The 24,927-nt window shown below is 67.0% G+C and carries 18 protein-coding genes, 27 tRNA genes and 1 pseudogene; 36 read left to right on the top strand and 10 right to left on the bottom strand.

From position 1 onward, the window contains the following. Positions 1 to 78: 78 nt before the first annotated feature. The 3 genes from ACQEUX_RS16405 to ACQEUX_RS16395 all read right to left on the bottom strand — a co-directional run bounded on the left by ACQEUX_RS16405 (position 79) and on the right by ACQEUX_RS16395 (position 3,836). On the bottom strand, positions 79 to 879 hold the full coding sequence (locus tag ACQEUX_RS16405; protein WP_433047967.1) for an amidase family protein: 801 nt from the start codon (positions 877 to 879) through the stop codon (positions 79 to 81). A gap of 656 nt (positions 880 to 1,535) precedes the next feature. Next, positions 1,536 to 2,465: a cation diffusion facilitator family transporter gene (locus tag ACQEUX_RS16400; RefSeq protein ID WP_433047964.1), complete on the bottom strand. Its 930-nt coding sequence runs from the start codon at positions 2,463 to 2,465 to the stop codon at positions 1,536 to 1,538. A 459-nt stretch (positions 2,466 to 2,924) separates the two neighbouring features. Further along, positions 2,925 to 3,836, bottom strand: a complete 912-nt coding sequence (locus ACQEUX_RS16395; protein WP_433047961.1) for a GNAT family N-acetyltransferase — start codon at positions 3,834 to 3,836, stop codon at positions 2,925 to 2,927. 258 nt (positions 3,837 to 4,094) lie between these two features. On the opposite strand from ACQEUX_RS16395, the gene ACQEUX_RS16390 reads away from it, so the two are divergent. Beyond that, on the top strand, positions 4,095 to 4,502 hold the full coding sequence (locus tag ACQEUX_RS16390) for a nitroreductase family deazaflavin-dependent oxidoreductase (RefSeq protein ID WP_433047958.1): 408 nt from the start codon (positions 4,095 to 4,097) through the stop codon (positions 4,500 to 4,502). A 389-nt stretch (positions 4,503 to 4,891) separates the two neighbouring features. Here the strand turns inward: ACQEUX_RS16390 and ACQEUX_RS16385 are convergent, their stop codons facing one another. Next, positions 4,892 to 5,026, bottom strand: coding sequence for a hypothetical protein (locus tag ACQEUX_RS16385; protein WP_433047955.1), 135 nt, complete (start codon positions 5,024 to 5,026; stop codon positions 4,892 to 4,894). Positions 5,027 to 5,073: 47 nt separating this feature from the next. Between ACQEUX_RS16385 and ACQEUX_RS16380 the strand changes: the two are divergent. From ACQEUX_RS16380 to ACQEUX_RS16370, 3 genes and pseudogenes are all read left to right on the top strand, one after another. Next, a pseudogene (locus tag ACQEUX_RS16380) lies at positions 5,074 to 6,317 on the top strand (IS256 family transposase). A gap of 181 nt (positions 6,318 to 6,498) precedes the next feature. Beyond that, positions 6,499 to 7,035, top strand: coding sequence for a GNAT family N-acetyltransferase (locus ACQEUX_RS16375; protein ID WP_433047952.1), 537 nt, complete (start codon positions 6,499 to 6,501; stop codon positions 7,033 to 7,035). 193 nt (positions 7,036 to 7,228) lie between these two features. Then, complete coding sequence (locus ACQEUX_RS16370) at positions 7,229 to 7,840, top strand: alpha/beta fold hydrolase (protein ID WP_433047949.1); 612 nt, start codon at positions 7,229 to 7,231, stop codon at positions 7,838 to 7,840. A 294-nt stretch (positions 7,841 to 8,134) separates the two neighbouring features. On the opposite strand, the gene ACQEUX_RS16365 is transcribed toward ACQEUX_RS16370, so the two are convergent. Beyond that, positions 8,135 to 9,124 carry a hypothetical protein gene (locus tag ACQEUX_RS16365; protein WP_433047946.1) on the bottom strand — a complete coding sequence of 330 codons (990 nt, stop codon included), beginning with the start codon at positions 9,122 to 9,124 and terminating at the stop codon, positions 8,135 to 8,137. Positions 9,125 to 9,410: 286 nt separating this feature from the next. Then, positions 9,411 to 10,313, bottom strand: a complete 903-nt coding sequence (locus ACQEUX_RS16360; protein ID WP_433047943.1) for a hypothetical protein — start codon at positions 10,311 to 10,313, stop codon at positions 9,411 to 9,413. An 86-nt stretch (positions 10,314 to 10,399) separates the two neighbouring features. Between ACQEUX_RS16360 and ACQEUX_RS16355 the strand changes: the two genes are divergently transcribed. Beyond that, the gene (locus ACQEUX_RS16355) at positions 10,400 to 11,131 is read left to right on the top strand and encodes a class I SAM-dependent methyltransferase (protein WP_433047936.1); all 732 of its coding nucleotides are present in this window, start codon (positions 10,400 to 10,402) and stop codon (positions 11,129 to 11,131) included. A 150-nt stretch (positions 11,132 to 11,281) separates the two neighbouring features. Here the strand turns inward: ACQEUX_RS16355 and ACQEUX_RS16350 are convergent, their stop codons facing one another. Then, complete coding sequence (locus ACQEUX_RS16350; protein ID WP_433047932.1) at positions 11,282 to 12,094, bottom strand: CPCC family cysteine-rich protein; 813 nt, start codon at positions 12,092 to 12,094, stop codon at positions 11,282 to 11,284. A 378-nt stretch (positions 12,095 to 12,472) separates the two neighbouring features. Between ACQEUX_RS16350 and ACQEUX_RS16345 the strand changes: the two genes are divergently transcribed. Beyond that, positions 12,473 to 13,087 (top strand): DinB family protein, encoded by a 615-nt coding sequence (locus tag ACQEUX_RS16345; protein ID WP_433047929.1) that lies wholly within the window; start codon positions 12,473 to 12,475, stop codon positions 13,085 to 13,087. Positions 13,088 to 13,464: 377 nt separating this feature from the next. On the opposite strand, the gene ACQEUX_RS16340 is transcribed toward ACQEUX_RS16345, so the two are convergent. Next, a complete protein-coding gene (locus ACQEUX_RS16340) occupies positions 13,465 to 14,130 on the bottom strand; it encodes a hypothetical protein (RefSeq protein WP_433047926.1) in 666 nt (221 codons plus the stop codon). 750 nt (positions 14,131 to 14,880) lie between these two features. Between ACQEUX_RS16340 and rph the strand changes: the two genes are divergently transcribed. Next, entirely contained in the window at positions 14,881 to 17,478 is a 2,598-nt protein-coding gene (gene rph / locus ACQEUX_RS16335) for a rifamycin-inactivating phosphotransferase (protein ID WP_433047923.1), read from the top strand. A gap of 54 nt (positions 17,479 to 17,532) precedes the next feature. Here rph and ACQEUX_RS16330 read toward each other — a convergent pair whose 3' ends face one another. Both ACQEUX_RS16330 and ACQEUX_RS16325 read right to left on the bottom strand, forming a co-directional pair. After that, positions 17,533 to 18,327, bottom strand: a complete 795-nt coding sequence (locus ACQEUX_RS16330) for a hypothetical protein (RefSeq protein WP_433047920.1) — start codon at positions 18,325 to 18,327, stop codon at positions 17,533 to 17,535. A 125-nt stretch (positions 18,328 to 18,452) separates the two neighbouring features. Next, entirely contained in the window at positions 18,453 to 20,027 is a 1,575-nt protein-coding gene (locus ACQEUX_RS16325) for a PQQ-binding-like beta-propeller repeat protein (RefSeq protein WP_433049877.1), read from the bottom strand. Between the two features lie 531 nt (positions 20,028 to 20,558). Between ACQEUX_RS16325 and ACQEUX_RS16320 the strand changes: the two genes are divergently transcribed. From ACQEUX_RS16320 to ACQEUX_RS16180, 29 genes are all read left to right on the top strand, one after another. Continuing rightward, a tRNA-Trp gene (locus ACQEUX_RS16320) sits at positions 20,559 to 20,631 on the top strand. 198 nt (positions 20,632 to 20,829) lie between these two features. Then, positions 20,830 to 20,903: transfer RNA gene (locus tag ACQEUX_RS16315), tRNA-Glu, on the top strand. A 202-nt stretch (positions 20,904 to 21,105) separates the two neighbouring features. Beyond that, a tRNA-Gly gene (locus ACQEUX_RS16310) sits at positions 21,106 to 21,176 on the top strand. Between the two features lie 78 nt (positions 21,177 to 21,254). Then, positions 21,255 to 21,698: an HNH endonuclease gene (locus ACQEUX_RS16305; RefSeq protein WP_433047917.1), complete on the top strand. Its 444-nt coding sequence runs from the start codon at positions 21,255 to 21,257 to the stop codon at positions 21,696 to 21,698. A gap of 37 nt (positions 21,699 to 21,735) precedes the next feature. Continuing rightward, positions 21,736 to 21,809, top strand: a tRNA-Gln gene (locus ACQEUX_RS16300). 5 nt (positions 21,810 to 21,814) lie between these two features. Next, positions 21,815 to 21,887: transfer RNA gene (locus ACQEUX_RS16295), tRNA-Leu, on the top strand. Positions 21,888 to 22,055: 168 nt separating this feature from the next. Continuing rightward, positions 22,056 to 22,131: transfer RNA gene (locus ACQEUX_RS16290), tRNA-Thr, on the top strand. 6 nt (positions 22,132 to 22,137) lie between these two features. Continuing rightward, positions 22,138 to 22,210: transfer RNA gene (locus ACQEUX_RS16285), tRNA-Thr, on the top strand. Positions 22,211 to 22,215: 5 nt separating this feature from the next. Next, positions 22,216 to 22,288 (top strand) — tRNA-Met (locus tag ACQEUX_RS16280). Positions 22,289 to 22,302: 14 nt separating this feature from the next. Further along, a tRNA-Leu gene (locus ACQEUX_RS16275) sits at positions 22,303 to 22,385 on the top strand. 14 nt (positions 22,386 to 22,399) lie between these two features. Continuing rightward, positions 22,400 to 22,472: transfer RNA gene (locus ACQEUX_RS16270), tRNA-Ala, on the top strand. A 101-nt stretch (positions 22,473 to 22,573) separates the two neighbouring features. Continuing rightward, positions 22,574 to 22,646 (top strand) — tRNA-Asp (locus ACQEUX_RS16265). 5 nt (positions 22,647 to 22,651) lie between these two features. Beyond that, positions 22,652 to 22,740 (top strand) — tRNA-Ser (locus ACQEUX_RS16260). A 1-nt stretch (position 22,741) separates the two neighbouring features. Then, a tRNA-Ile gene (locus ACQEUX_RS16255) sits at positions 22,742 to 22,816 on the top strand. A gap of 13 nt (positions 22,817 to 22,829) precedes the next feature. Then, positions 22,830 to 22,902, top strand: a tRNA-Arg gene (locus ACQEUX_RS16250). A gap of 4 nt (positions 22,903 to 22,906) precedes the next feature. Beyond that, positions 22,907 to 22,980 (top strand) — tRNA-Pro (locus ACQEUX_RS16245). 5 nt (positions 22,981 to 22,985) lie between these two features. After that, positions 22,986 to 23,059, top strand: a tRNA-Pro gene (locus tag ACQEUX_RS16240). Positions 23,060 to 23,064: 5 nt separating this feature from the next. Further along, positions 23,065 to 23,152: transfer RNA gene (locus ACQEUX_RS16235), tRNA-OTHER, on the top strand. 11 nt (positions 23,153 to 23,163) lie between these two features. Next, positions 23,164 to 23,225 (top strand) — tRNA-Lys (locus ACQEUX_RS16230). Positions 23,226 to 23,235: 10 nt separating this feature from the next. Then, a tRNA-Lys gene (locus ACQEUX_RS16225) sits at positions 23,236 to 23,307 on the top strand. 1 nt (position 23,308) lies between these two features. After that, positions 23,309 to 23,384, top strand: a tRNA-Met gene (locus ACQEUX_RS16220). Between the two features lie 2 nt (positions 23,385 to 23,386). After that, positions 23,387 to 23,458: transfer RNA gene (locus ACQEUX_RS16215), tRNA-Val, on the top strand. Between the two features lie 11 nt (positions 23,459 to 23,469). Further along, a tRNA-Glu gene (locus ACQEUX_RS16210) sits at positions 23,470 to 23,547 on the top strand. Position 23,548: 1 nt separating this feature from the next. Continuing rightward, positions 23,549 to 23,612 (top strand) — tRNA-Asn (locus ACQEUX_RS16205). Position 23,613: 1 nt separating this feature from the next. Next, a tRNA-Val gene (locus ACQEUX_RS16200) sits at positions 23,614 to 23,685 on the top strand. A gap of 20 nt (positions 23,686 to 23,705) precedes the next feature. Beyond that, positions 23,706 to 23,779: transfer RNA gene (locus ACQEUX_RS16195), tRNA-His, on the top strand. Position 23,780: 1 nt separating this feature from the next. After that, positions 23,781 to 23,864, top strand: a tRNA-Tyr gene (locus tag ACQEUX_RS16190). 53 nt (positions 23,865 to 23,917) lie between these two features. Continuing rightward, a tRNA-Cys gene (locus ACQEUX_RS16185) sits at positions 23,918 to 23,988 on the top strand. 177 nt (positions 23,989 to 24,165) lie between these two features. Further along, entirely contained in the window at positions 24,166 to 24,927 is a 762-nt protein-coding gene (locus ACQEUX_RS16180; RefSeq protein WP_433047914.1) for a cyclase family protein, read from the top strand.

The raw sequence follows: 24,927 nt of genomic DNA, 5'->3' as shown, positions 1-24,927 counted from the left end.
GACAGCGTCCCAGCCGACGGGCCGAGAACCATTCGGCCGTGCAGTCGACGGACCATTCCGACCGTTCACAGAAATTGCTCAACCGAGCGAGCAGAGCAATGTTGCGCCGGGCAGAAGGCCACCGGAAAACATCCCGACGGCGGCCCAAGAAATTGCGCCAAGAGGTGCCCTCGACACGATCAATTTCCTTTGCGGCGGAGCCGGCGGGTGACGCGCGGCGAGGCGGGCAACCGTCTGACAACGACGGTAATTCTGGCAAAGTTCGGGAGGCCCCGCATCTCCCAGATTGCTCCACACCAATCCACCGGGCCGGGGCGTGGACCCCGCGCCGGTCCCCCGCCGGCTGAGCAACCCGGCCGGATCCGGTAGGTAGCGGACGCCCGCGTGAGAAATCGAAAGAGCGCAATTTCCGCGAAGGCAGGCCCAGGGCCGTCGGCGTTCGATGACGGCGGCCGCCGCGAGGACGGCACGGTCAGCCCACCCTCTGCCGGCGATCTGCACACCGACGGGCAGGCCGTTGCTGGACAAACCAGCGGGGATCGAGATAGCGGGGTGGCCGGTGAAGTTGTAGAGGTAGGTCAGGCACCAGCCGATCAGCGGATTCACCGTCACGCCCTGCACCGAGGTGGGACCGATCGTCGTGCCATCCAGGGCGTTGCGCACGCTCACCACGGACAGCGTTGGGGAAACAATGTAGTCCCCGATCGACCGATGCGGCTGCGGGAGCCAGCGCTGGTGCCAACCAAGGCACTGGGCTGGCAGCTCACGATCGGTCGGCGGCCCGGTGCGAGCCCGGTGGGGGGAGCAGGTTGGGAGCAGCGGGGTGCCCTGAACGGCCTTGAACTGCGTCCAACGGCATCGAACGGCGCTCAACTGCACCCACCCCTGCCTGCGGCTCCACGTTGCCGCACGTCAGAGTCGGTGCGGCGTCCTGTTTCACACCGAAGAGGTCGCTGGTTCGATACCAGCATCGCCCACCCTCAGTTTGAGCAGGTCAGTAGCCCGTTGCCGGAGTAGCTGGTAACGGGCTTATCCGTATGGACGGCTTACATTGGGAGCAGCGCGGCTGGTTCTCGATGCGGACGGCTATGGACCCGCCCGGCTGAGTGGCCTGATTGGCGGTATCGAGCGGGCCTGCTGGCCAGTTGAGGAGTTGGGCCGACCGCTACCGGTGCCGCGTGACGAGAGGGTGCCCCCGGGCTATGGCTCAGGGGCTGACTCATGGCGGCCGGTCCGGTGGTCCGCCCACTCGCCGGTCCACAATGCAGGTCGTATACCCAGGTCTCGGACCTGTCACCCGGCAGTACCGACCTCGACCTGCTCCTGGCCACACTGAAAGCACTTCAGGAGTTCAATGCGGGGATCAGCGGCGCATGTCGTCACGGCAGCCTGCCACGGTTGCTGCGACGAGCTCGGACCTCTCACGGTTCAAATGGTCGGCGTCTGCCGCTCGCGCTACGTCGCCAGGTGCTGCCTGACTGCGCCGGTCGCTCCTTGGCCAGGTCGTCAATGGTCCATCCTCAACTGCCCGCGGGTTAGGAGCCGGCGCCCGTCGGGTTGAGGAAGACGAACCGGATCGCCGGGTTACGCGCGGTGAGCCGTCGTCGGGCCTCGTCGGCCACGTCCTCGATGTCGGCGGCCCTGACTTGGTCGGCGAAATCGATCTTCGCGACAACGAGAATGTCGTCGGGACCGAGCTGCAGGGTCAGCAGCTCCACGATGCCTTGCACGTTGGGCAGGGCGGCCAGTTCCCGGCGAATCTCGTCCTGAACTGGCTCCCTTGCTGACCGGCCGACGAGCAGGGCGAGGTTGTTGCGGGCCAGAATGGTGGCCACCACGAGGAGCAGTACACCAATGGCGACCGATGCGATGCCATCCCAAACCGGGTCACCGGTCAGCTCGGCGAGGCCCAGGCCCGCACCGGCCAATCCCAGGCCGATCAGGGCGGCGCTGTCCTCCAGGAACAACGCCTTGATGGCGGTGTTGGGCGTGCGCCGCAGGACCCTAGCTGGACTGATGCCCCAGCGCTTGGCCCGGCGCCGTACCTGCCGCACCGTCCGCATCAGGGACACCGACTCCAGGACGAAGGAGACGACCAGCACCGCGTACGAGACGGTGTAATCTCCAGTCTCCTTGGCCGATGCGATGACGTGCACGCCGTGGGTGATGGAGAAGCCGGCACCGCTGACGAAGGTGAAGACCGCGGCGAGGAGCGCCCAGATGTAGCTCTCCCGACCGTAGCCGAAAGGGCGCCCGGGGTCGGCCCGGCGGCCGCCACGACGCAGCGCCACGAACAGCAGCACCTCGGTTGTGGTGTCGGCGAACGAATGCGCGGCTTCCGACAGCACGGCCGCCGAACCCGAGAGTAGACCCGCAACCACCTTGGCCGCGGCGACAGCGACGTTGACGGCACCGGCCACGATCACCGTGCGGACGCTCTGCGACTGCCCGTCCGATTCGGTCATGAAGCCAGGCTATGGGCCGGGTGCCGGCCGAGCGGACAAACTGACAGGCACACGCGGTGCCATGGGCCACCAGCCGCCGGCTGAGCTTCGCCAACGACCTCACCCTCCGCAGCTGATCGCGGTGACCGACAACGTGAATTAGGTTAGGGGCAACCAGGATTGGTCGACATGGCAGCGCCGTCGTCGTCCTACCGGTGCACCTACAACATGATGTGGACCACCGTGAAATACCTTTCAGCCCAGGGGTGCGGCGAGCCCGAAGATCGATGAAGGCGAGGCTCCAGGTAAGACCGCAGTCGACCAAGATCCGATGCCCCGAGCGGGAGCCTCGCCTGTGCTGCTTACCCCCGGATCCGGTGGACAGCGGCGAAGAGAGCGAACCCGCCAGCTACCTCGACCCAGCCTGGCCGGGCACGGGTCGTAGATCTAGTTAGATAAGTAGCCGCGATGCATTCGGCGTCAGCGGACGATGACAAGGTTGGCCATGTCGACGACCGGCCGGTAGCCGAGGGCGGCGTAGATCTTGTTCGAGGTCGGGTTGGCTTGGTCGGTGAACAGGCAGACCCGCGCGCCCTCGGCCTGGATTCGACGGGAAACCTCGGCGACCGCGTTGCTGGCCCAACCACGCCCGCGCTGGGCCGGCGGCGTGTACACCGGGCCCACGCGGGCCACCCCGAACGCCGGTGGGTTGGCTCCGGTGAGGTGCACCGGCTCCCCAGTCTCGTCGACCCAGAACCACAGCCGTCCGGCCTGGAGCCGGCGCAGCATCTCCGACCGGTCGGGCACTTCGTGCGCACTGGTACCGCGCGGGCGACCCGCCTGTTCGTCGGCGTCGCCCATGAATCCGGCGAACCACTGCGTGACCAGTCCCACGTCGTCCTGGGTCGCGACCACCAAGCCGCCAGGCACAGGTGGCGGCCACGCCAGCTCGCCGAGTTCGTGCAGCCGCGTGTGCTGGGTGACCTGGACTCGACCCCCGCCGAGCCGGGCCAGCTCGGCGGCGCACAGTTCAACGGCAGGCAGGGCTCCGTTGACCGCGAGTACCTCCTCCTCGCGCTCGTGCAATGCGTGGGCCAGCGCAACGGCCGCCTCGTCGGGCATGGGCAGCAGGAATGGCGGGTAGGGGGCATACGGCGCGGTGCGCATCCCGGCACCGACCACGGCGCCGGAATCATCGCTGACCACCAGCCACCAGTTGCGGTCGGGCTGCGAGATCCCCTCGGCCCGCTGCGACAACAGCCGGTGCGCGACGGTGGTCACGACTGTGCTGACGACCGGATCGGTGCCCAGGTAGTCACCCGCAGCGGCCAGGAACTCGCCCGGATCGGTGAAGAACCGCAGCCGCAGTCCGGCCATCGGGATAGTGCTCATCTGCGTACGCTAGCCACCGCTGTACCCATCGGCACCGGAATTTTGCACGGCCCGAGGACCTGCAAGCGCTGAGCCAGCCAGCACCTTCGGCCGCACGGAAGCCAAACATCGCAGCCTTCGACGTCCGCGCCTGCCGCGAACCGAGCGCTACGCATTGTCGCCGCCGGGCTCGTTGGTGCGTGCTCGCAGTGTCACGCCCCCGGTTGAGACTGTCAGAATCGTGTTTAAGGAGCCGGTGCGCGGAGGCAAGGAGAAGGCATGAGCGACTGGAACGACAAGATCATCGCTGAGTTTCGCGCTAACGGTGGGCAGGTGGGCGGTCAGTTCGCTGGCGCGCCGCTGCTGCTGTTGCACACGCTCGGGGCCAAGAGCGGCCAGCCTCGCGTGAACCCGGTGATGTACCAGAAGGTGGACGGCGGCTACGCCGTGTTCGCGTCCAAGGGCGGTGCGCCCAGTAATCCCGACTGGTACTACAACCTGCTCGCTCATCCGCAGGCCCAAGCGGAGATCGGTACGGATAAGTTCGAGTTGGTCGCCAGAGTTGCCGCCGGGAACGAGCGGGAACGGATCTGGAGCGCGCAGAAGGCCGCGTATCCAGGCTTTGCCGACTACGAGCGGAATACCACCCGCCAGATCCCGGTCGTCGTACTGGAACCTGCACCGTAGGCAGAGACGGTAGAACCCAGTGCCCGCCGGTGCGAGCTACGCCGCTGGTCCGGCTCATATCTGCTCATGCCGGAGACAAGGCGCGGTGCCCCTGAGCGCGTTGCCCACTCGACCGATCTGGCTGCGGGAGCCGGCGCCGTCGGCAGCCGAGGTCGAACGGCCTTCAACTACACCCACCCCTGCCTACGACTATGCGTTTGCCCAGCTCAGAGTGGGTACGGCCACCGCGGAGTACTCAACAGCTCCCGGGCAGACGTCGAGCGCTGTCAATGGTGGCTGGTGGGGGAGTGCGAGCAGGTCGGCGCGGTAAGGACTGGGTGGAGCGGCTGGGGCTTGCGTTGGTAGCAGATTGGGTGCAGACCGGCGAAGTGGTCGCCCTTCCGAAGAGCTCAACCGATCGTGTCGCGGCCATGCCGCTGACCAGTAGCGATGTCCCGGCAACTGTTGCTGGCGTTGGTTGCGTCCACGGGAGTGGTGTACGACTTGCCCGTGATGGGCGTGTTGCGTAGATAGGAGACGGCCATCGCGTGATCCTTCAAGACGACCAAGTCAGAGAAGGAAGAAGAACGCGATGGCCGCATCTGAGAGTGTGAACCCTGTTGAGCTGCTGCGCGAGCAGATCGAGGGCGCGTCGCCGGACGTGTTGCAGGCGATGGTGAAGACGTTTGCGCAGGCGTTGATGTCCGCCGAGGCGGACGCGGTCTGCGGCGCCGGCTACGGGCAACGCAGCGAGGAGCGGGTCAACTCCCGCAATGGATACCGGGTGCGGGAATGGGACACCCGCGCCGGGACGATCGACCTGGCGATCCCGAAACTACGCTCTGGCAGCTACTTCCCGGACTGGTTGCTGACGCATCGCCGGCGGGCCGAGCAGGCCCTGGTCTCGGTCGTGGCGACTTCGTATTTGCTCGGCGTCTCGACTCGTCGGGTGGAGAAGCTGGTGGAGCAACTCGGCATCCGGCAGCTATCGAAGTCGCAGGTGTCGGAGATGGCCGCGCACCTGGACGTGCAGGTCGAGGCGTTCCGCAATCGGCCGCTGGACGCCGCCCACTACACGTTCGTGTGGATGGACGCCCTGACGATGAAGGTCCGCGAGCACGGGCGCACCGTCAACGTCCACGCGCTGATCGCCGTCGGCGTCAACGCTGACGGACAACGCGAAGTCCTTGGCCTGGACGTGGCCTCCGACGAGGACGGCGCCGGCTGGCTGGCGTTCCTGCGGTCGCTGACCGCCCGCGGCCTGTCCGGTGTCCAATTGGTCATCTCCGACGCCCACCGCGGCCTGGTCGCCGCGATCGGCGCCGCCCTGCCCGGCGCGGCCTGGCAGCGCTGCCGCACCCACTACCTGCGCAACCTGCTCACGAAGGTCCCCAAGTCGGCCCAGCCGTGGATCGCACCCTCGTCCGGACGATCTTCGACCAACCCGACGCCGACGCCGTCCGAGCCCAGTTCGACCGCGTCGTGACCACCATCGACACGAAGTTCCCCGCCGCCGCCGAACACCTCGCCGACGCCCACGACGACCTCCTCGCCTTCACCGGATTCCCTCGCGAGATCTGGCGCCAAATCTGGTCGAACAATCCGCAAGAGCGGCTGAACAAGGAGATCCGCCGCCGCACCGACGTCGTCGGAATCTTCCCCAACCGACCGGCGATCATCCGCCTCGTCGGCGCGGTCCTAGCCGAGCAGACCGACGAATGGACCGAAGGCCGCCGCTACATGGGCATCGAACTACTCGCCAAAGCCCGCCTCGTCACCGTCCAGCCAGACCAACACACCACCAACCATCCAGACCCGACCCAGATTGCCGCCTAACATCAAACCGGATCCGACGATGGCCGTCTCCCACACCACCAGCGCGGACGTGACCCTGGCGTTCGCACCTGGTCCGACCGAATCGGCACCCCTTCAGACTAGTTCGGCTGACCGGCAGCTTCCCGGCTGGATAATCCATCGCCCCGTTAGCGCCGGAATGCTACGAAGGGACGTGCCTGACATGACCAGTTCCCTTGATGCCACGTCCCTGGAAACTCCTCGGCTGCTGTTGCGCCGCTGGCAAAGCAACGATCTGGACGGCTTCGCCGCGGTAAACGCACAGCCCGAGGTGATGCGCTACATCCATGACGGTCGCACCCTGGACCGGGCCGCGACCGCGGAGCGCCTGGCCACCTATCAGCGGCACTGGGATGAGCACGGCTTCGGCCTGTACGCGGTGGAGATCAAGGAGACCGGCGAGCTGGCCGGTTTCACCGGGCTGGCGGTGCCAACCTTCCTGCCCGAGATCATGCCGGCCGTGGAGATCGGCTGGCGGCTCGGCCGCGCGCACTGGGGCCGGGGCCTGGCCACCGAGGCGGCCCAGTCCGTGGTCGTCCACGCTCGTGCCGGGCTCGGACTGCGACGGCTGGTCAGCATCCACGTTGTCGGCAACGAGGCGTCGGCGCGAGTGATGGTCAAGCTGGGCATGACGCTGGAACGCGAGACCGTGCAGCCGGACACCGGCCGCCAGGTCCGGGTCTACGTGATGGATCTGTAAGCGGTCCACCCAGCGACCGTCCCGACAGCTCCCGTCCGGCATCCGGTTTGCCGCTGACCGCGCGTCCGGCACCGCCCTGTCGTGCCGACGAGCGGGCGCTGCGTGCTAGGAGGAGATGCGGGTGCGATTCTGTTCCATTCGGCATGGACGGCTCGGGTAGCGGACGGCAGGCAGCGTCGTCGATGCTGAACGGGTGATGCCTGGGTTCGTGCTGGTGCACAGCCTGTTGCTGGGTCCTCGGACGTGGACGCCCGTGGCGGCCCGGCTCGAAGCTCTGGGTGCCGAGACGGTGGTGCCGTCACTGATCGACGTGGTCGACGGAGACGACCCACCGTTCTGGCCGCGAGTCAGCGCGACCATCAACGAAAGCCTCTCCCACCTACCGCGGGGTCAGCCAATCGTGTTGGTAGCGCACAGCAACGCCGGCCTGCTGGTTCCGGTTGTCGTGCAGGCGGTGCGGCGTCCGGTCGTCGGGTGTCTCTTCGTCGATGCCCGTCTGCCCCCGCGGGCCGGATCCACGCCCGCCGCATCGCCCGAGCGGCTGGCCTACCTGCGGACGAAGGTCACGCGGGGCCGGCTGCCGCAGTGGACGACGTGGTGGAACGAAAAAGACGTCGCAACGCTGTTCCCCGATCCGCAGACCAGGTGGGCCGTCTCGGCCGAGCAGCCGAGGCTCCCCATCAGCTACTACGAGCAACAAATTCCTGTCCCCGCCGGCTGGGACCATCGGCCATGCGGGTATCTGCTGTTCGGCCGCCGTACGGCCGCATGGCGCAGGAGTCGCGCAAGCGCGGCTGGGACGTAGCCGAGGTGCCCGGTGGACATCTGCACCAACTCGTCGCTCCAGACGCGGTTACCGCGCGGATCGCTGCCATGACCGCGATGTGGGGCTCCCCAGCCGACTGAGCCGACACGCGCTCATGCCGCTGACAAGGCGCGGCGCGCGTGAGCGTGCTTTCCAATCGGCCGATGCGGCTGGGTCAGCACTGGTGCCAGCGAAGAGGTCAGCCAGTTTGCTCCCGGTCGTCAGTCCGGCGGCGTCCACTCACGTCGAGTTGAGTGCGTTTCGGAGGCTGGCAAGCCATGGAGGGCAGCCGCGTCACTGCACAGCGGTGGCCGGGGGGTGATCGAATGATTCGGGGCAGCGGAAGGTGTACAGCGAGTAGCCGCGCCCAATTTGCACACCGACGATGTCTGGCGACGCGGTCGGGTTCTCCTCGGACGGGCGCCAGCTGCAATGCATGCCGTTCCAGTCGCCTGAGTCCACGGTGAGAATCAAGGTCATCGTGGTGCCGCAGGCAGCGCAATCCATCGGGTACGGATCGGTCAGTGACCAGTTCGCGTACCCGCCGACCTTCCATCCCGGCGCCAGCGACAAGTCGGTCTGATAGTGGGGACGGCTCTCGTCTTCGTCGTCATCCCATTCGTCGAGCCGCTCGCGTAGGTCATCGGGGAGCAGATCGGCGTATTGGTACTCGCGGACCTGCTCGGGGTGCACCACGCACGGAACCGGCAGGTACATGTCGCTGATCACCGGCGGCTCGGGAGGCGCTTCGAGCAGTGGGCCGACGGCGGAACTGTCGCGCCAGTAGAGGAAGACGCGAGGGCTGTAGTGCCGGTCCGAGTGGTCTACCGGGCACCACAGCACCTGGAGCAGGTCGGTGCCGTCCGGACCGGCGTAGTCCGGGATATCTTGTCGGTACAGCTGTGCGACCGGGACCAACGGGATCGGATCCTCGATGAGGTCGTCCAAGTCCAGAGCATCGGCCGCATCGAGCTCGGCCCGCTCCTCCACAGTCAAGAAGTCCCCGCCCGGCAACGGCTCCCGGGCTTCTGCGGTCGCGAGGATCTCCCGCCTGCGGTGCAGGGCGGCCGGGGTCGTCAGGCCCCATGGCTCGTGCGCCCCGGCGTCGTCGCAGACCGGCCATACCTCGTCGGCCGGCCACAGCAGCGGTCCGCCGACCGAGCTGTCCGTAACGGTCGGAGCGCCGGGTCGGGGATGCAGGCGGGTAGCCGTGACGGAATGTTCCCGCAGTTCGGGGAAGAGTGCGGTGATGTCTAGGGGACGCGGAGGCGTGGTGCGGACCATAGAAGCGAATCTTATGGCCCGCGTGCTGGTCCTGAGTTCTTTGCCTTTGCTAAGCAGCTACGGTCCCGGCTCAGCCGGATCGTCGGGACTCCGCTGCATCCGCCATGCGCGAAGTCGTGCACGTCGGGTGGAGCCGTCCCCGGCTCGGTGGTCCACTCCCGCGTGGCCGCCCTGCCCTTGTGAAGGCACTGATCTGCCGCTGAGCGGCGGAGCGCTCGGTCGCGCACCTGATGGCGGATAGGCGGCCTGCGTCCGCGAGCAGTTTCGCCGACCGGATGATTGACGGCTAGCGCGTGGTCTTCGGCGCAGGTGCCGGTGGGAACAGTTGACGCAGCGTCGGACCGATGGCGGTGGCCAGCGTGCCGTCGTCGCCGGAGTGCATGACCAGGTTGACCACCCCCGTTGCGACGTCGCCGGTGCGGGTTTCGGCAGCTGCTGCCGCGATGTCGGGCAGTGCGAGATCGGCGAGTAACTGCCGCACCAGGACACCTTCGCCCCAGAATGCCTCTGCCGGAATGGGGAGCCGGCCCAGCCAGGACAGCAGGATCACCGCCCTGCCGGTGGCTGAGGGCGTGGCGGCGGTGAGCCGTCGACGGACATCGTCGACGTGCGTATCGGACAGCTCGCCGCATTGCTGACCGGTGGCGGCGACCAACACGGGATGCAGCACGCTAGGAACCCCACGCTCAATCAGGTACCGCTTGCCCTCTCGCCCGGTGGGCCGGAACTGCGGGCGGCCCTCCTGCAGGTTCAGCAGGTCGGCCAAGGGCGCCAGGAATGACGTCAGCTGATCCGGTACACCGAGCCCCGCCAGAAACAGGTGGAGCGCCCTAGGATCTGCCACGACGAGGTCGTTACGGAATCGCGACCGCTCCCAACTGACCGAGCCGTGGCCATGCAAACCAGCGCTGGCGAGCACCTCGCCTGCCACATCGCGGAGCACGACCGTCGGCCCACCGTGACAACGACAGATGTCACCGATGAAGCGACCCGTCGTGGTCAACACGCGCGCCGTGTCAACCGACCCGGCATCCCGGAGCTCGGCCATAATTTCACGTCCGGCAAGAGGACCCCTGTCCTCACCACCTTCGACAATCTGCACGGCGTGTGCCCGAGACCAGACATCGTCAAGCCACTCGATCATGGGGACCTCCTGCGCCAACCCAACGATCATCGCGGGCGCGCTCACGCCGACCACCCACTCAGGACGCAACGCACTTTCATGCCGCTGGTTGAGGGCTCGGCCTGAAGAGCTGCGCCTGGGATGATGTCGGTGTGGTTGACCAGCGTGCCAGTTTCGACCTGCTCGGCAGCGACGACTTGGAGCAGTCGGCCGTGGTGGCCAACTGCGCCATGAACCGGGAGCGGCAGTTGTCCGGGGTCAACAGCTACACCCGGGAGTTGGGGTTCAACCCTCTCGACGTTCTCACCGCCGGCCTTGCCGGCGCCGGCTGGGCCGAACCCTCGGCGGTCGCTGGTTGGTTGGATCTGTGCTGCGGCGCTGGTCGGGCGCTGATCCAGGCTGCCGGAGAGCTGCGCCTGGCAGGGTTGACCGAGCGGGCAGCCCTCGTCGGGGTGGACCTGGTCGACGCCTTTGATCCCGTACCGGCACCAACCCTGAACCTGGAGCTGGTCTGCGCCTCCGTGGCCAACTGGGCACCGACGAGGACGTTCGATCTGATCACCTGTCTGCACGGACTGCACTACGTCGGAGACAAGCTCGCCGTTCTGACCCGGGCGGCCGGCTGGCTGACTCCCACCGGCCGGCTCGTGGCCGACCTGGACCTGTCCAGCATTCGGCTTCCTGACGGGCGACCCGCTGGGCAGCGCCTCACCGCCCGGCTCCGCGCCGCCGGGTTCTCCTACGACTCCCGTCGCCGCCGGATCAGCTGCACCGGTCGTCGTGACGTCCGACTCCCGTACCGCTACCTCGGCGCCGACGATCGTGCTGGTGCCAACTACACCGGACAACCCGCCGTGCATTCCCACTACGCCGAAAACCACTGAGCGCACCGACAGCGTCCGCACATGCCGCGAGGCGCGCCCGCAGCGTTCCGTCGCGCCGGTTCGGGTGCTGCCCTGGGGTGCCGAGTTAAGGATGCCGACAGCGTCTCCATCAGCCACCGCGAGTGGGAGAGACATCGCGCAAGCCTGCTCTCAGGAGCGGTCCTTGCCCCGGGCCGGCGACCACCGCACGACGATTAGTCCTGTGATGTAGTAACCGTCTTCATCGACGCGGGTGGCAACGTCGAGTTCGACAGAGACCGCCGTGGTGCGTAGGCGGTGGACTTCCCAGTGGCCGTATCGCAGGTCGCGTAGCCAGGTTTGCTCGACCTGCTGTGCGACCCGGGCGGGTGATGTCGCTGGCTCGGCAATACAGACAGCAGTGATCTGCTGGTCCCAGTTGGTAGCTGTGGTCACGGTCACCTCCCGGATCGAAGGGCACCGGGCAAGGTAATGGTCAAAGTCGATCGCCATGCCGGAGAGGTTGTCCGGATCGGCGGGGACTGCCACGGCTGCGACTGCGCGGACTGCCTCGGAGAAGGCGGTTGGCTCGGTGTCGTCCATTGGTTCGGGGAGATCGACGGCCTGCTCGTCGCCCCACCAAGCCCGGCCTCTGCGTTGGCGCCACCAGTACAGGACAGTCCGATCGTCCGGCCATCCCGCCAAGGCGCCACCGGCTGGCTCGAAACGGTCCCGCTGGTCGATCGTCCGCCAGTGCGGTTCTCGGCTGTAGTCGGCCGGGTCGGCCCGATGCTCGTTGAGGCCTTCCTCGTCGCAGGCGCCGTACATGCCGAAGTTGCGTTGTGCGTCGATCAACGAGGATTTGTTCGCACCTCGCGCCCGATAAGGCCAACGTAACTGGTAAACATCGTCCTCCCACCGGCACACCGGACAGATCTCGTGTGAGCCCGGCGGTTCTCCCAAGGTTCGGTAGCCGCAACAGACACACGGGTAGGGGATGCCCATGCGATCAGTCTGCCCCACACCCGTGAAGCACCAGCGGCCTCGATTGCCTCGGCAACGGCTCGCCCCACCCCGCGGTCCCACATAAGGTGCCACCCGACCCGCTATCCGCTGAGATACGTTCCGCCGATCGGGCCGCCGTGGTGCGCGCTCATGCCGCGACCGTGCGCGATGCGCCTCGGCGCCCCGGTCGCGTTGACTAGACGTCGGCCTCGCACTGCTCGATGAAGACGTGCCGAAGCGGAGCACCAAGGCGCCTGGGTTGAACCTCGGGCCTGGCACTGCGGATCGTCCTCGGATTCTTGTCGGCGAGTTACGAACCACGGCGCTGTGAGGTCCCCGAAGTGCTCCGCTCGCTGTCGGATGGCAAGCTCGTGTCCCATGATCGATGATTTCGCGAAGGACTGCCTGCATGGCCGGCTCAGGGGGATCCGGGAGGCACTGGTCTGGAAGCTCGACGGCCTGTCCGAGTACGACATCCGGCGTCCCCTGACAGCGACGGGGACCAACCTCCTCGGCCTGGTGAAGCACATGGCGACGTTGGAGGCCTGGTATTTCGGTGAGGTCTTCGGCCGCCCGTCCCCGGATGAGCTTGGACGATGGCAGGACGCGGACGGCAGCGACCTGTGGGTGGCCCCGGGCGAGACCCGCGAGCAGATCATCAACTTCTATCAGCGTGCCTGGGGGCATGCGGACGCGACGATTCAAGCGCTTTCCCTCGACGCGCCCGGCCACGTGCCGTGGTGGTCGCGGTCGGACGTCAAGCTGTTCGACATCATGATCCACGTCCTTCAGGAGACCACCCGGCATGCCGGACACGCCGACATCCTGCGTGAGCAACTCGATGGCCGCACCGGGCTGAGGCCTGAGTACGAGGAGCAGATCGACACGGCGGCCCGCGAGGCGTACCGGGCGAAGATCGAGCGGGCTGCGCAGGAAGGGGCGGGCGGCTCGCGTCATGCCGGCCTGTCCGACACGCATGGTGCCGCCTCGTAGAGTTGCTGCGCCACGATGGTCGTCGGGAGAAATCTGGGAGACGATCTTGCTGGCGAGGCCCGTCCGCACCCAAGCATGCCGACGACTGCCCCACTCGAAGCGGCGCAAATAGTTGTCGATGCATGTCGAGGCCCCGACCGCGCCCCGGTGTCACTGGCTCTCTACCTGGCCGCCCATCTCGTCGACGCTGCCCAGGACCTGGCCCACGTTCCCGCCGGCCACCTGCATACCGATTCCTCGGCTGGACCCGATGAGCATCCTGCGGCCGGGTGACGAGAAGTTCCACTACAGCGACGGTTGCCGGCGATGTCGGGTCTCAGGACCTCCGTGACAAATCAGTCTCGGGAGGTGGGTGACATGTGCGGCTAGATCGCCGTCTATTGGCAGCCGTGGGACAGGATGGAGGCGGCTAGGAGGGTGTCCGGGTCAAACGTTGTCCTCCAGGGCTGGCCTGCCTCGGTGCGGACCTCAATCTCGTGGTTGCTCACGAATCGAGCGGCATCGAAGGTGTCCTCGGGGCCGAGCCCATCGAACGGCGTGGCGAAGCATGCGAGGTCCTGGTTGGCTTCCCGACTCCTCAGTCCAACCCGTGATCGCACCCGTAAGACATCGAAGCCTGTCATAAATTCGTGGTAGCGCAGCAGGACCACCTCGAACGAACCGCCTGGGGAGAGGGCTACGACTTCGCTGTCCCCGTGTGGCTCCACGCCGTGGAGGCCGTAGAGCGACGGCCCCGGGAAAAGTAGGAGGCCACTACAAGGCACCACCAACGCCAGGGCTGCGGAAACCACGGCCACCGCCCGCGCCAGCGCTGGCTGCAGAACAAGCCACGCCGCGATGCCGAACAGCACCGGTGCTGCGAACAGCACGGTCGCCACGACTGACGACCGGCCGAACGGCATCAGGTGTACGTAGTGCCACGGATTGCGCCGGGCAACGAGCACGGCTGGCACCGCAACGACGACCAGGCCGGTGAGCACGATTGCCATCACGCGCCGACGGACGACGTTGATCGGTCGCTGCTCGATTCCCCGCTCGATCACTCGCTCATCGTGGTTGATCGCCGAGGCCCCGGCCAACCCAAGCCAGGTGTCACCCGAGTCCTGATACCGATTTGTCACGGAGGTCCTGAGACCGGACATCGGGCTGCCGGCGAAGTGGACGCTCCTATTTTCCGCAACCCCGCCGAGTCAGGTTGGTGCCTATCAGGAAGCTACGGGCGGCAGAGGTGCATACGCCTGCTGCTCGACGGCCAGCTCACCTGTTAAGTCACCGACCACGGGCTGGGCTTCAACACTGCGCACTACGTTCCGCGCGCCGAGCGACCGCCGCTGTCGAAACGGGAGGAATGGGCCTCTGGGTGGTCGGGCACATGGCCGACTACCTCCTCGTGGTCAGCGGACCCGCAGGCACCACCACCCGCATCGCGGCACGCACCCGGGACACTCTCGGGTAGCTGTCATCGGCCCGGTCTTCACCGGCGCGCGAACAGGCACTGCTGGTCCTCGTGGTAATCGCGATCTCCGTCATCTCCGAGCCGATCACCGCGATGCCGTGTCGATGCGCAGTCTGACGCAGGCGCTTGCGGGGACCGGCACTCCAGGAGGTGCTCGACGCGCTTCAGGCGGTCGAAAAACCGCTGCTCACGGAGGACGACAAAAGCAAAGGCAAGGAGGTCGTCCTCCCTGCCACTTCTAACATATAGCGCATAGGGGGCCTTGCCGCAAGACCCGGGTGGTGCCGCAGAATCGGCGGCCGGACTTAACACCGTCGAGAAATCGGGGCGCGACGTAGTGATCGAGCAGTACGTTCTGGATCTTCAAGAGGTTGACGAGACACAGGTCGCGGTCGTGGGCGGCAAGGCCGCGCACCTGGGCGAGCTGTCGCGGATCGACGGCATCCAGGTGCCGGCCGGGTTCTGCGTGACGACGGCCGCCTTCCGGCGGATCGTGGCGGAAACGCCGTCGATCGGCGATCGGCTCGATCAGCTGTCGCGCCTGAACCCGGATGACCGGAAGGCGATCGGCACGCTCAGCGCGGAGGTCCGCCGGGGCATCGAAGGGATTGCCATCCCGGGCGATCTGGCGGCGGCGATCACCCGGGCACTTGGCCGGCTCGACGAGCATGCCGCCTACGCCGTGCGTTCCAGCGCGACGGCAGAGGACCTGCCGACGGCCTCTTTCGCGGGCCAGCAGGACACGTACCTGAACGTGGTGGGACCGGCGGCGATCCTCCACCAGGTCAGCCGGTGCTGGGCATCGCTGTTCACCGAGCGGGCCGTGACCTACCGGCTGCGCAACGGCTTCGACCACCGGAAGGTCCTGATGGCCGTGGTCGTACAGCAAATGGTCTTCTCGCATGCGGCCGGCATCCTGTTCACGGCCGACCCCGTTACGGGCAACCGGAAGGTCGCCACCGTGGACGCCAGCTTCGGCCTCGGCGAGGCCCTGGTCTCCGGCCTGGTGAACCCGGACGTCTTCACGGTGCGCGACGGCGAGATCGTCGCCAAGACGCTCGCCACCAAACAGCGTGCCGTTCACGCCCTGCCGACGGGCGGGACGCAGGAAGTGGCGATCGACCCGCGGCAGCAGGAGCAGCCGGCGCTGACGGATGCGCAGGTCGTGCGGCTCGTGCAGCTCGGGCGGCGGATTGAAGCGCATTTCGGCCGCCCGCAGGACATCGAATGGTGCCTGGTCGACGATGACTTCCAGATCGTGCAGAGCCGGCCGATCACCACGCTGTTTCCCATCCCGGCGGCCCACGACCGGGAGAATCACGTCTACCTCTCCGTCGGTCATCAGCAGATGATGACCGACCCCATGAAGCCACTGGGCTACTCCATGTGGCAGCTGACGGCCATGGCGCCGATGCACGAGGCCGGCGGAAGACTGTTCGTCGATGTCACCCGACACCTGGCCACGCCCGCGAGCCGCGCCGGTCTCCTGGAGAACGCGGGGAGGTCCGATCCGTTGACCAGGGACGCGCTGGAGACCGTGATCGACCGGATTGACGTCGTCTCGTCGGTCCCCGACCAGCCTCTGGCGGGGCCGCGCGCCGGCGGCTCGCCCGCCCCGATCGACACCGATCCGACCATCGTCACCGAGCTGATCGAGCGCAGCCAGGCGTCCATCGCCGCCCTGCGGGGCGACATCCGGGCGAAGACCGGACCGGCGCTGTTCGACTTCCTGCTGACGGCCTTCCAGGAACACAAGCGGGTCCTCGGTGACCCCTTGAACATGCAGGCAATCATGGCCGGGATGGAGGCCACCTGGTGGCTCAACGACAAGCTGTATGAGTGGCTGGGTGAGAAGAACGCGGCCGACACCCTCACGCTGTCCGCCCCCGGCAACATCACGTCGGAGATGGGCCTGGCGCTGCTCGACGTCGCGGACGTGATCCGCCCGCATCCGGAGGTGGTGGCGTTCCTCCAGGGCGTCGAGGACGAAGGCTTCTTGGACGAGCTGCCGAAGCTCGCGGGCGGGACCGACGCGCGCGACGCCATCGAGGCCTACCTCGACCGGTACGGCATGCGTTGCGTCGGCGAGATCGACATCACGAGGCCACGCTGGCGCGAGCGCCCCACCACGCTCGTGCCCGCGATTCTCGACAACGTCCGGAACTTCGAGCCGGGTGCCGCCAAGCGGCGCTTCGAACATGGACGGCAGGAGGCGCAGAAGAAGGCGCAGGAGGTGCTTGAACGCCTGCGGGCTCTGCCGGACGGGACGCAGAAGGCCGACGAGACGAAGCGGATGATCGATCGGGTCCGGACCTTCATCGGCTACCGGGAGTACCCGAAGTACGGCATCATCAGCCGCTACTACGTCTACAAGCAGGCCTTGCTCGAAGAGGCCGAGCGCCTCGTGCGGGCCAACGTGCTCCGCGAGAAGGAGGACGTCTTCTACCTCACGTTCCAGGAGTTCCACGACGTTGTGCGCTCGAACCAGGTGGATGACACGTTGATCCAGCAGCGCAAGGACGCGTTCCGGTCGTACCACGCGCTCACGCCGCCCCGGGTGCTGACATCGGATGGCGAAGTCATCACCGGGGCGTACCGGCGCGACGACGTGCCAACCGGCGCCCTGATCGGCCTGCCGGTTTCCGCAGGGACCATCGAAGGGCGCGCCCGCGTCATCCGGGACATGGCCCAGGCTGATCTCGAACCGGGTGACATCCTCGTCACCGCCCACACCGACCCGAGCTGGACGCCCCTCTTCGTCGCCATCGCAGGAGTGGTGACGGAGGTCGGAGGACTGATGACACACGGCGCAGTGATCGCACGCGAGTATGGCCTGCCGGCTGTCGTCAGTGTCCTGGATGCCACCCGGCTGATTTCCGATGGGCAGCGGATCCGCGTGCACGGCAGCGACGGGTACGTCGAGATCCTTCCTTGACTGACCCTCGACCGAGCTGACGAGCGACATCATGGTGTGCCTACGGTGACGTGCTCACCGCTGGCGGAAGCCTTCGAAAGGGAAGTTCTCCACCCACGTCGTGCCGTAACCATTAGCCGGGCCGGTCAGCGTGAACAGCTCGCTGGTGGGCGCTGACCGTGAGATCCGGCCCAGCCGATCGACGAAGACGCGCTGCGGCTGGCCCTCTTCATCGACGTAGTCGATGACGAAGCTCCATCGATGAAATCGCTCCTCGGCGGTGAGCGTGAGCTGGAGGGTCTGCTGCTCGCCCTTCTTCAGGTCGATGTTGCCGCCACTCGAGAAGTATGGCTTGCCGTCCTCACCGAAGATCCGTGGCCTGGCCTCGTCGAGGTTCGCGGACATTTTGATGCTCTCCGCCTCGCCCTGGATGCTCAGTTCGATGACACTGCCGTTGAGCACCGGTCGGTTCTCCGCCCTGGACACCTGGATGTCCGTCACACGTACCTGGGGGTCGCGTTGGCCGGTGAACACCATCTTCACCGCCAGCGAGCCGACCGGTGCGCCGCCGTGCTCGTCGAGAAAGGCCGGCCAGGAGTCGTTGGGATCGCCAGCCATCAGCGCGACCGCCGCGGGTCCGTCTGTCAGCTTGGAGGCGAGCGCGAAACGGTCCCCGGCGTTGCCGATGTCGGTGGTCACGGCCACCGTCAACGGTTCCGGCGACAATCCCGGTGGCCCGGAGGTGCTGCTGGTCTCGCTCGCCGGCAGACGGCCAACGACCCAGGTAGCGGCGCCCTCTGCGATGCCGGTCACCAGCGTCGTCGCCGCTCCGACGATGATGACACCGGCGGCAGCCAGCGCCTTACCCACGTGTCGGCGGAGGATTCCGGGTTCCTCGGCGTCCCTCGGGCGCTGGTTCGCCGCCCTGTTACCGGACCGTTTCCTAGCCATCGACACCACCATTGATTCGTCTGATGCATGGTCGTCACACCCTGCTAGCCCAACCGCGCGGCACCGCTCCGCGCCAGGGCTCGCGCCCGCTCGGTGTCGTCCGGGAGGGAGACCAGGCCGATCCGCCGGCCGACTCTGAAGTAGACCTGAACCTTCCGCTCGTTCTCGCCTTCCTCGATCACCTCAAGCGCCTGGTCCCCGATACCGGGAAGTGCGGTGGCCTCGCGACTGCGGGTAAGACGGTCCATCAGCTGCACGGACTGCTCCGTATCAACCCCTACCCAAGCCACGCCGGCCGTGATCACGGGTGCGCTGACGGAGGAGGGTCGATACTGACAGGAGACGTGGCCGTCATCCCGGCGCGCGGTGTACGTGACGGTGGTGACCGCAACGGTCAACTCCGCCGGATCCAGCACCGAACAGCCGTCGGGCCACTCCTCATCCGGCGCTCCACCGGCCGCTCCCATTGGCGCGGTTTGGGGCTGCATCCGATGGCCCGCGAGATGCGCCTGACGCCCCACCCAGAAGTAGGTGACGACGAATCCGTCGTCCAGTGCGACCAGGCTGTCGTAGTCGGCGCCGATCAGGTGAGTCATTGCCACACTGTGCCGCCCGTTCGCCGGGACGATCGCCGCGAGCCCGATCGGTAGCAGCGGCTCCAGGCGGCTCAGTGCATACACCGCCGTGCGTGAGCGGACGAGGCTGGCGACTGCCAGGGGCTGCTGCCAGCGGACCGCCCCGCTATTAAGATCAACAGCGGTGAGAAGGTCGTGCTTCGCCTGGTCGCGATGGCTCACCACGGCGAGATTGGCATCGGCGACGAAACGCACATCGCCGATGTCGCGCGACGTCTGCTCAAAAAGGACCGCGCCGGAACGGTTGAGAACCTGTAGACGCTCCGCATTCCGGATCAGGACCGCATCGCCTTGGACCCGAAGGTTGTCGCTGGTCACCTCTCCCAGGTTCCACACGTCACGCTGCCAGAGCACCTGACCGGTGGTCGCGCCAACAAGGTGGACGTGGCGCCGGTCCCCGCACACGTACTCGATCGCTGCGAGATCGCCGTCCGCCGCGACCTCATCGGCGGTACAGCCGGCGGGAGCCGCGCTCTGCCAGAGAGTACGGCCGTCCGAGGCGCTCATTCCCCGCACCGTGGTGTCATTCCACACCACGGCGAGGGCGTCCGCCGCCACGGCCGTCGGCCGCGAGAACTGCCCGGGTGTCTCGACCTGCCAGAGGACCGCGCCATCGGTCACCCTCAGGGCGGCGATCCCCGGAGCACCACGGTTGGGATTTGACTGGACGATCACGGCAGAGGTCGAAAGCTTGCCGCCGCGCAGGTAGTCGATGCTGACGTCCCAACCCTCCGGGCCGCTCCGCCACTTCAGCTCACCGGTGCGGACATCACGTGCAGAGAGGAAGTGCGGTCCTTGCGGCTCCAACTCCGGGTCGGACGCCCAGAGCAGAACCGTGCCGGTGTCCGAGTGGTACGCCACCGGCAGGCCGTTGACCTCCACGTCCCACGCAGGCGCCAGTCGAAAGGGGCCTCCTCCCGCGACATCCGGGGACTCGCCATCCTCGCGTGACAGCACAACGAGCACGGAGGCAACCAGCAGCATGAGCACCGTGCCACCGACGAGAAGGGCCGGTCGGCGAGACCAGCGGGAAGAACTCGGCACGGAAGGCAAGGCGGTCCTTCGGCAATCGGGGGAGGAACCGGCGACAGGCTGAGATGGTAGGGGAACATCACGTGGGCCGGGTGCCACCTCGCCGAGTGGACTTACGGCAAGCAAGCACAGGGCGGCCTGAACTACCGCCGCTGCAACCGGTGCCAGCCCGTTGCCCGTCGCACACACCGTCCTCGTCGGAATATCCGTTGCCAATGGTGGACACCGCGCCTACCTTCAATGAGCAAGGTCAAACCGACCAACCCGAGGAGCTCCCCGTGTTGCAGTACGCATCCACCGAAACCACGCGGTACATGCCGCGCGGCGGTGTCGTGCTGCCCTCGATCGGGCGAGCCCACGACCTCTGCGCGAGCGAGCAGAACTGGAAGCCAGGGTGGCGGCGCGAATAGCGCCAGCGAAAGCTGCGAAGCCGCCCACCCCGACAGGGATAGGGCGGCTTTCTTGTTACCCGAACAACTTCATAGGGGCGTAGCTCAACTGGTAGAGCGCCGGTTTCCAAAACCGAAGGTCGCAGGTTCGAGTCCTGCCGCCCCTGCTTTTCGTCCCGGCTGCGGCCGGCGGCGTAGCAAATTCTCAACTCCACAGTGGATGGCGTAGAAAGAACTCCGGCCGGCGCCTCCATGGGCCGGCCGGGGGCAACACTCCCGGGACGAGGGCGACGGATGACCCGCTCGCTTTGGGAGCGAGAGACACGGGGTTCGACACCCCGGTCCCGGACCATGGGGTGCAACAGGGGCCGTTGGAGCAAGCTGGCAGCTCACCTGGTTCTCAGCCAGGAGGTTACGGGTTCGAACCCCGTACGGCCTACGCAGCAGGATGCCCTGCGGCCGTGGTGAACACTCGGCGGACACGTCGGTCTTTCACACAAAGAAGCGGGGTCGGAGTTCTTCGGTTCTACTGCTCCGAGCTGAACCGGGTATACCTGGCGCTGCGTCTGGCCCCGGCGAAAAACGGCCACGTCTCCAAGGTGCGGTTCGCCAAGGACTACGACCTCGAACCGAACTGACTCGCGGCTATGGCTCAACGGCAGAGCGTCGCCTTGCCATGGCGAAGATCCGGGTTCAAGTCCCGGTAGCCGCTCGACGATTGCAACATCACCGTCTTGACAGGTCACCTGTCAAGTACACCGAGTTTCGTTGGAAGAAGGGAGGGGATCTGGTGGACGCCGTACTCGTCATCAACGCCGACCTCGGACCCCTCCACAGGGTCACGGTCGCTCACGCGATCCGCATGTTGTGCCGGAGGGTCGCCGAGATCCACGAAGCGGAGCCCGACCGCCACCTGGGCGTGTTCCCGATGCCCCGCGTCGTCCGGCTCATCCGGTACGTCGTCACCCGGTGGCGGTACACGAAGGGCCCCGCCTGGTCCAAGGGTGGTGTCCTGGCCCGCGACGGCCGCCGGTGCGGCTACTGCTCGGGTCCGGCCGCGACGGTCGACCACATCCTGCCCCGCTCCCGGGGTGGGCAGAACACGTGGCGGAACACCGTCAGCGCGTGCGCGCCCTGCAACCAGCGCAAGGTCGACCGGACCCCGGCCGAGGCCGGCATGGTGCTCCGCATCAGCCCGCTCGTGCCCGCGTGGGGGTCGCTGGCGCACCGCTGACCCGGCCGGCGGACCCACCGCGGTCCGCCGGTCCCGATGGGAGCTGGTGCAATCTGGCAGCACATCCGGTTCTGACCCGGAAGGTTGGAGGTTCGAGTCCTCCGCTCCCAGCGTGAGCCCTCGTAGCCCAGTGGTAGAGGCGACGGTCTGAGGGGCCGTGTAGGGCAGGTTCGAATCCTGTCGGGGGCACGCAGTAAATTCGCAGGTGGGGCCGCACCCCGAAGATCGCTAGGTGGCTATTTTCCAGGGCGGCAGGCCGGCTTGACCGGCACTGCGGCAGCCGGGGTGAAGTATCGCGGATGGCCTGAAAGACGCCCCGTCCATCAGGCCCGCAAGGTGCGGCCCCGCCACATCCCTGCCGGCGTAGCTCAGTTGGTAGAGCGCGCGTCTTGTAAGCGCGAGCGGGCCGGTTCGATCCCGGCCGCCGGCTCCACACCATGCCGCCGTAGCTCACCTGGTAGAGCAACGTCCTCGTAAGACGTAGGCAGTCGGTTCGAGTCCGACCGGTGGCTCTCTCGCCGACGTAGCTCAGGTGGTCAGAGCGTCCCGCTCATAACGGGAAGGCCCCCGGTTCGACACCGGGGTCGGCACGCACGCACATCACGCGCTCGTGGTGGAACCTGGTAGACACGCCGGCCTCAGAAGCCGGTGCCGAAAGGCGTGGGAGTTCGACTCTCCCCGAGCGCACGCAGCAACATCTTGGGGTCGTAGCTCAGTTGGTAGAGCATCTGTTTCGCACTCAGAAGGTCGGCGGTTCGATTCCGCCCGTCTCCACTCACCGATTGGCGCGATGGTACGCAGGTCGCGCCCAGCCTGGCCGGGGCCCCTTAGCCCCGGAACCCGGGTCGCTCCCGGGACAGCGCCGATCGGTACATGCTGGCGTAGCTCAGTGGCAAGAGCATCCGGTTGTCAGCCGGAAGGCCGCGGGTTCGAGTCCCGTCGTCAGCGCGCACGGAGGGGTGGCATGAGCGGTCTATGGCGCTGCCCTGCTAAGGCAGACCGGGGAAACCCGGCCCGGGTTCGAATCCCGGTCCCTCCGCCAAGCCGTCGTAGCTCAGCCTGGGTAGAGCACCGACCTGATAAGTCGGGGGCCGCTGGTTCGAATCCAGCCGTCGGCACGCAACAAATCTTGCCCCCGTAGCTCAGTGGATAGAGCACGAGATTACGGATCTCGGTGTCGCTGGTTCGATTCCAGTCGGGGGCTCTTACGGGATATGGCGCAGTCAGGTAGCGCTCCGGTCTGGGGGACCGGAAGTCGTCGGTTCGAATCCGGCTATCCCGACTCAACGGGTACTAGCTCAGCTTGGGAGAGCGCCGCGTTCGGGACGCGGAGGCCGGGGGTTCAATTCCCTCGTACCCGACTCATGGGGTGTAGTGCGGAACAGGTCCGCAACCGGTCTCGAAAACCGGCACCGGGTGAAAGCCCGAGGGTTCAACTCCTTTACGCCCCGCCATGCGCCGTTTTAGCTCAGTTGGTAGAGCTTCCGACTCTTAATCGGAATGTCGCAGGTTCGAGTCCTGCCCGGGGGACGTTCACGCCGCTCGCGCCTGATGGCCGGGCTCCGGACTTTTACTCCGGACTGCGGGGGTTCGATTCCCTCGGGCGGCACTGCGGGGTAGAGGAGTTCGGTCGTCCTCGCCGGCCTCATAAGCCGGAGACCGCGGGTTCGAATCCCGCCCCCGCTCCCGCCGCGGTAGCTCAGCGGGAGAGCAACGCCTCGACAAGGCGTAGGCCGCTGGTTCGATCCCAGCTCGCGGCACGCACCCACCTGGCGCGGTGGACGAATGGAAGAGTCGCCCGGCTTTCACCCGGGACACGTTGCGGGTTCGAGTCCCGTCCGCGCTGCCATTCCCCTGTAGCTCAAAGGTAGAGCGGCCGGCTGTTAACCGGTTCGAGTCCAGGCAGGGGAGCCAAGCCCGTGTAGCTCAACGGAAGAGCGCCTGGTTTACACCCAGGGGGTCGGAGGTTCGACACCTTCCACGGGCACTGGCCTTCGGGCCGTAGTTGTGGCTGTAGCTCAGTGGTAGAGCGGCGGGTTGTGGTCCCGCAGATGCCGGGTCAGTACCGGCCAGCCACCCCAAGGGAGCGCGCCACCGATGGTGAGGTGGGCCGGGCTGTAACCCCGGTGCGTTCGCGCTGAGTGAGTTCGAATCTCTCCGCTCCCACGTATGCCCGCGTAGCGCAGCGGATAGAGCGGGCGCCTACCGAGATCAGACCTGGTCGTGTGCCCGAGTGGTGAGGGAGCGGTCCGCAAAACCGCGCACCGGGGTTCGATTCCCCGTACGGCCTCGATGTGCCATCCACTGCGGAGTCAATGACAGCCGGACATGGGTCCGGCTGTGCGTGCTCACGCCGCTGGGCAGGTGCGTGACCGTGCGGGGCCCCGGTAGGACGAGGGCCAGCGCCGCCGACACGGCCCCGTCCGGAAGTCCATGGTGGAGCGGGAGTGCGGTGTACCGTCACCGCATGACGGTGCTGCAGGAGTTTGTCGCCGCTCTTTCCAGCGGCCGGATCCAGGTTGTCGACCTCACCGCTCCGCTCTCGGACCAGACCCCGATCCTGGGTCTGCCTGAGCAGTTCGGCCAGACCTGGCCGTTCCGGCTCAGCGAGATCAGCCGGTACGACGATCGCGGTCCGGCCTGGTACTGGAACAACTTCTCCACCGGCGAGCACACCGGCACCCACTTCGATGCCCCGGTGCACTGGGTCACCGGTGAACAGGGCGCGGACGTGTCGCAGGTCCCGGTGAGCCAGTTGATCGCCCCGGCGGTGGTGATCGACCACGCCGCCGACGCGGCCGACGACCCTGATTTCCTGCTCGAGATCGAGCACATCAAGGCGTGGGAGGCGGAGCATGGTGCCCTGCCCACCGGTGGCTGGCTGCTCTACCGCACCGGTTGGGACGCGTACGGCGACGACCCGGAGCGGTACGCCAACGCCGGGCGTACCCCGGGTATCTCCGTCGAGTGTGCCCGCTGGCTGGCCGACGAGTCGCCGATCCAGGGCGTCGGGGTGGAGACGGTCGGGACCGACGCGGGTGCCGCGCATTCGTTCGATCCGCCGTTCCCGTGCCACTCGTTCCTGCTCGGCCAGGACAAGTACGGCCTGACCCAGCTCCGTAACCTGGTGCAGTTGCCGGCGACGGGCGCGGTGGTGATCGCCGGACCGCTGCCGATCGTCTCCGGGTCCGGCAGCCCGTGTCGGGTCCTCGCGCTGGTCGAACGGTAG

The sequence above is a fragment of the Micromonospora sp. CA-259024 genome, assembly GCF_050936255.1.
Lineage (GTDB): Bacteria > Actinomycetota > Actinomycetes > Mycobacteriales > Micromonosporaceae > Micromonospora.
This window is presented reverse-complemented; position numbering and strand designations above follow the sequence as displayed.

Excerpts from the sequence above, each read along its gene's own strand:
- ACQEUX_RS16400 (WP_433047964.1), bottom strand. The coding sequence starts at position 2,465 with ATGACCGAATCGGACGGGCAGTCGCAGAGCGTCCGCACGGTGATCGTG.
- ACQEUX_RS16395 (WP_433047961.1), bottom strand. The coding sequence starts at position 3,836 with ATGAGCACTATCCCGATGGCCGGACTGCGGCTGCGGTTCTTCACCGAT.
- ACQEUX_RS16390 (WP_433047958.1), top strand. The coding sequence starts at position 4,095 with ATGAGCGACTGGAACGACAAGATCATCGCTGAGTTTCGCGCTAACGGT.
- ACQEUX_RS16385 (WP_433047955.1), bottom strand. The coding sequence starts at position 5,026 with ATGGCCGTCTCCTATCTACGCAACACGCCCATCACGGGCAAGTCGTAC.
- ACQEUX_RS16375 (WP_433047952.1), top strand. The coding sequence starts at position 6,499 with ATGACCAGTTCCCTTGATGCCACGTCCCTGGAAACTCCTCGGCTGCTG.
- ACQEUX_RS16365 (WP_433047946.1), bottom strand. The coding sequence starts at position 9,124 with ATGGTCCGCACCACGCCTCCGCGTCCCCTAGACATCACCGCACTCTTC.
- ACQEUX_RS16350 (WP_433047932.1), bottom strand. The coding sequence starts at position 12,094 with ATGGGCATCCCCTACCCGTGTGTCTGTTGCGGCTACCGAACCTTGGGA.
- ACQEUX_RS16345 (WP_433047929.1), top strand. The coding sequence starts at position 12,473 with ATGATCGATGATTTCGCGAAGGACTGCCTGCATGGCCGGCTCAGGGGG.
- ACQEUX_RS16325 (WP_433049877.1), bottom strand. The coding sequence starts at position 20,027 with ATGCTGCTGGTTGCCTCCGTGCTCGTTGTGCTGTCACGCGAGGATGGC.
- ACQEUX_RS16180 (WP_433047914.1), top strand. The coding sequence starts at position 24,166 with ATGACGGTGCTGCAGGAGTTTGTCGCCGCTCTTTCCAGCGGCCGGATC.